Genomic DNA, 3,586 nt, shown 5'->3' with positions numbered 1-3,586 from the left:
CTTTCCTACCCAGCTGGGGAAAAGGGGGGGGGGGGGGGGGGGGGGGTTGGTGGGGGGGGTGGGGGCGGGGGGGGGGGGTTTTGGGGGTGGTGGGGGTTGGGAGGGAAACCCCCCCCGGTGGTCCGGGCGGAGCCACACCACGTTCTCGTCCATCGGTGCTTCCTCCCGGCTCGATCACGACAGGGACGTCGACGGGCGGCCACGAGCGCAGCCCACGTGGCCGCCCGTCGAATGCATCCCTCCCACCGAGGGCCCGCGTGACCACGACCGGTGGCCCCGTCTTGCGCACCTCGAACCCGGGCCTGCACGGCCACGCACCTCGTCTCGGGCCTGGCCGACCGCGTTGAGATGGTCCGGCGGAGTGACTATCTTCGTGAGGTGAGTGAACGTGTGATGCAAGAGCCCACCCTGATGGTGTTGACCGCCCTCGCGGACGCGCCCCGGCACGGATACGCCATCGCGCAGGAGGTCAAGGTGATGACCGGCGGCCGGGTCGCGCTGCGTACGGGTGCGCTGTACGGGGCCCTGGACCGGCTGCTGGCCGACGGTCTGATCGACATCGACCGCGAGGAGATCGTCGACGGCCGGGCCCGGCGGATCTTCACCCTGTCCCCGGCGGGGCGGGAGCGGCTCGCGGTGGAGGCCGAGCGCCTGGCCGCGGCGGCGAAGGAGGCCACCCGCCGCCTGTCCGTCGCCAAACCGCCGGCGGCCTCCGCATGATCGAGCGCGTCCTGCGGCTCTATCCCGCCGCCTACCGCCGGGCCCACGGCGGGGAGATCGTCGCGACCTTCCGCGAGATGACCGCGGGCGAGCCGCTGGGCTCGCGGCTGCGGGAGGGCGCGGGTCTGGCGGCGCACGCGATGAGGATGCGGATGGGGCTGGGCACGGCCGCGCCCGTCGCGAAGGTCCTCGCGCTGGCGTACCCCTTCGCGCTGGCCGCCGCGGCCGCCGCCTGCGGCCTGCACCTGCTGAGCTGGTACGCCGGCGTCGTCTCCTCGCCCGCCCCGCTGGGGGTGCGAATCGGAACCGACCTGTCGGGGGCGTGGGGCGCGCTGCTCGTGTCGTCGCTGGTCGTGGTCGCGGGGTCGGTGGCGGCGCTGGCCGGCCGGTGGCGCGTGGGGGTGCCCTGCACGGTGGCCGGGCTGCTCTCCTTCGCGGCGGCCGCGGTGGTCAGCGGGCGGGCGTTCGGTGACCCGGTGGTCACCCCGGCCGCGATGGTCCTGGCGGCGGCCGTGCTGCTCGCCTGCCCGCAGGACCGGCGGGCGGAGGGTGTCGCGGCGGGGCGGGCGGGCGCGGCCGGTGCCGTGGTCGCGCTCGTGGTCGTGCCACGGGCGGCCATCGCCTCGCACGGGGTGCCGTGGGTCAGCACCGACTACGGGTGCTGGCCGCTGGTCGTCCTGGCCGCGACCGGTGTCGCGCTGACCTGGTCCAGCGGATCGCGGGGCGGCCGCGAGCTGGCGGCGATGGCCCTGGCCTCCCCGCCGCTGCTCGCCCACGCCTACACGGTGGCGTGGGGCGAGGCGGCTGTCGTCGCGTGCCTGGCGGCCGCGCTGCCGGCCACCGCGGTGGTCGCCGGGCTCGCCGGCCGCCTGAGGCGAAGCGGTCGCATCCTCCGCTGAACGGCCTGCCGCGGCTGCTGAACTCGATGGGGTGATGTCGGAGCTGGTTTCTTCGGAATGGCTGGGGCTCTGGCTCACCTTCCGCCCGGGAGCAGGTGCTTCAGGCCGCAAGAGGGCCCAGCCGCAACCAGCGGCTGGGCCCTCTTCGCATCCTCGTTCAGCCTGGCTGCGAGCTGCTTGACGTCGGGTGCGAGGTGTCCGGCCTACGGGTCGGATCGACGTCGGCCGGGATGCGCGGTGCGTCGAGCGGATGGTCGCCGTACGGGTCGGGCGAGCGGGTCAGCTCTTCCCGCCCTCGGCCCAGGTGATGTCCATCTGGTCGATGAAGTAGCGGCCGTCGAAGCAGAGGAAGACCTTGGACGTGGTGTCGTTGTCCGCGATCCAGGTCTTGTTCCACTGCACGACGGTGCCGGCGCCGTCGCGCTTGGGGAAGTAGAGGCCCTCGCGGCGCTCGGGCTGGTTGTAGAAGCCGTGCCCGTTGGCCAGCCGGTGCGGCGTCCTGACGAGGGCACCGCTGACGTCGGCGTAGAGTGCGGCGGGGAAGTTGGTGCGGGCGACGAGCTTCGGCGGAACGTAGTGGACGTCGACCTCCCCGGAGTCCACGTAGCGGGCGGGTTCCCCCGGCAGCCGGTGGAAGGCCCTGCGCGCGGCGCCCGCCGTCTCGTAGCTGTCCGTGAAGGTCACGAGGCTTCCCTCCCGCCCCTCCTTGTACCAGTCGCCCTGGGAGTACTGGTCGAAGTCGAAGGCCTCGATGCGGGTGCCCGGGGCGAGGAGCTCGCCGGGGACCTCCCGGAAGCTGGTCTCGTCGAAGATCTGCTCGATGGTTCGCACGTGCTTCTCGAAGCGGCGGGCCGGCACCCGGACCCGTCCCGTTCCCACCGGGAGGTCGGTGGCCTTCGGCGCCGGAGCGGGTGCGGGCTTGGGCGGTGGGACGGGCGCGGGCGCCCAGGCGGTGCAGGAGCGGTCCTCGGCCCCGGCGCCCTTCTCCAGGATCAGCGGTCCGCCCGGCCGTTCGGCGGCCGGGTCGGCCAGGCCGAGGAGGCAGTTGGAGGAGTCGTGGAGGGCCATCAGCCGACCGGTGTCGCGCTGGACGAAGGCCCGCCACGCCTGCCGCCAGTACGAGGAATCGCTGCCGGTGTCGGGGAACTTGGGCCGCAGGGTGACCGTGGCACCCCGGCTCGACTCCTCGGCGGTCAGGTAGAGGCCGGTGGCGACGTGCCGGATCCGGTGGTTGATCACCCGGAACCGCTCGGCCACCCACTGCTCGCCGTCACCACCGGTCTCGGGTCCGAGCACCACGGCGGTGCCCTCCGGGCTCCCCGCCGGGGCACCCGCCACCAGGCCGGGAATGCGGTGCAGGCGCAATGCGAAGGTCTCGGTGGGCCAGTCGACCAGCATCGTGAACAGCCTCTCGGTAGTCGAATATGACATGACGTCACAACATGATCACCTGATCGGGTGGGGATGCGCCATGGCGTACGGCAAACCGTGGGCGCCGCACCGGGAGGCTGTGCTCCGGCATCCGCCGAAGGGCGCCGGCGGGTCGGGCCCCGGCCGCGCGAGGCGCACCTGGGACCCGACGGTCCGTGCAAATCCTGCTTGCAGGCCATCCGGGCCGAGGATGATGCGCAGTAGGCCCTGGGTGTCCAGGACGCCCGGCCGCGCCCGCTCCAGCTCATCGTCGGCACCCACCGCCGTGGCCGTGGCGGAACCGGCGGAGGCGCCGCGCCGGGCCGACGGCCGCGGCGGAAGGGGAGTACGTCAAGGTGCGGTGGTCGTCACGGACGGCACACTGCACGGGGTGTCGGCCGGGGTACGCGTTCCCCGCGTACGGCGGCCGACGGCGTTGCGCAGCGGCCGCGGGTGGCTGGACCTCGGGCGGGGGCGTCGGGCGGGGCCGTCAGGGCGCCGGGCTCTGCGCGCCCTCGACGTCGGTGAGCAGTTTGCGCAGGAGCCCGTCCAGGGTG

General features: G+C 74.0%; 3 protein-coding genes. 2 read left to right on the top strand and 1 reads right to left on the bottom strand.

What is annotated here, in order from left to right:
• Positions 1–378: 378 nt before the first annotated feature.
• Positions 379–720 (top strand): PadR family transcriptional regulator, encoded by a 342-nt coding sequence (locus ACFVX9_RS37300; RefSeq protein WP_063352404.1) that lies wholly within the window; start codon positions 379–381, stop codon positions 718–720.
• A complete protein-coding gene (locus ACFVX9_RS37295; protein WP_380379063.1) occupies positions 717–1,619 on the top strand; it encodes a hypothetical protein in 903 nt (300 codons plus the stop codon). Before ACFVX9_RS37300 ends, ACFVX9_RS37295 begins: the two co-directional genes overlap by 4 nt.
• A gap of 279 nt (positions 1,620–1,898) precedes the next feature.
• On the opposite strand, the gene ACFVX9_RS37290 is transcribed toward ACFVX9_RS37295, so the two are convergent.
• Positions 1,899–3,050 carry an RICIN domain-containing protein gene (locus ACFVX9_RS37290; protein WP_387986440.1) on the bottom strand — a complete coding sequence of 384 codons (1,152 nt, stop codon included), beginning with the start codon at positions 3,048–3,050 and terminating at the stop codon, positions 1,899–1,901.
• Positions 3,051–3,586 lie beyond the last annotated feature (536 nt).

It is taken from the genome of Kitasatospora sp. NPDC058243, from assembly GCF_042882025.1.
Lineage (GTDB): Bacteria > Actinomycetota > Actinomycetes > Streptomycetales > Streptomycetaceae > Kitasatospora.
This window is presented reverse-complemented; position numbering and strand designations above follow the sequence as displayed.